Origin of the sequence: Pseudomonas sp. PS02288 (assembly GCF_029959715.1) — a bacterium.
Lineage (GTDB): Bacteria > Pseudomonadota > Gammaproteobacteria > Pseudomonadales > Pseudomonadaceae > Pseudomonas_O > Pseudomonas_O kuykendallii.
The window spans coordinates 1-312 of the sequence record NZ_JASCPA010000137.1; the positions used below are offsets into that span (position 1 = coordinate 1).

1 protein-coding gene is annotated in these 312 nt (G+C 68.6%); it reads right to left on the reverse strand.

Annotation, left to right across the window (positions count from 1 at the left end; all coding sequences use genetic code 11):
- Positions 1-312 (reverse strand): contractile injection system protein, VgrG/Pvc8 family (locus QMX85_RS23395; protein ID WP_282344948.1); only part of this gene is annotated, 312 nt, incomplete at both ends.

The window sequence follows — 312 nt, forward strand, 5'->3', positions numbered from 1 at the left end:
CTGGTAGTCGGCGCGATGACGTTCCAGGGCGCGCTTGGCCAGGTGCTTGCCGCGGCTCCGATCGACGAAACGGCCGGGATAGTCGTAGTCCTCGAGGTCCGGCTGGGCGTCGCTGCGGGCTTCGCTCTCCAGCAGCAGACGCGGTTTCTCGAAGTCGTAGTCGCGTCGGGTGACGCGGGCGGTGCGGGTTTCCAGGCGTACACCGAAGCGCTTGATCACCGGCTGGTCGGCGACCAGGCCGCTGTCCTGCTGGTAGGCCACGGGCGCGCGTCGGGGAAACACCGTCTGGTCGTCGCCGAACACCAGCACGTG